We start from the raw sequence: 366 nt of genomic DNA on the forward strand, positions 1-366 counted from the left end.
CTTGCCGGCGCGCAGCAGCTCGTCGCGGCGCTGGCGGGCACGGTAGAGCCCGAGCGGGATGTCGGGCCGGGGCGGCCGCTCGATGCCGGTGTCGGCCAGGGTGCCGCCGTGCCATTCGCGCGGCAGGCGCCGGCCGGTGCGCTCCCGGTGGACGGCGTTGACCGCGCTCGCGACGTAATGGCGCAGCGCCTTCATCGCCTCGGAGCCCTCCACCGGGCGCTCGCCGGCGGGCCCGGCGAGGATCAGCAGGTGCCCGTGCGGCTGGTCCTCCAGACGCGCGTTGCGGCCGTGCACGGCCCACGTCACGCCCCAGTCGGCGTAGCGCTCGGCGACGCGTTCCATGATCGCCGCGCGGGTGTCGGCATC

1 protein-coding gene is annotated in these 366 nt (G+C 76.8%); it reads right to left on the reverse strand.

The features are described from left to right. On the reverse strand, positions 1 to 366 hold a 366-nt coding region (locus HL658_RS38320), incomplete at both ends, for a hypothetical protein (protein ID WP_180287757.1).

Origin of the sequence: Azospirillum oleiclasticum (assembly GCF_013423485.1) — a bacterium.
Lineage (GTDB): Bacteria > Pseudomonadota > Alphaproteobacteria > Azospirillales > Azospirillaceae > Azospirillum > Azospirillum oleiclasticum.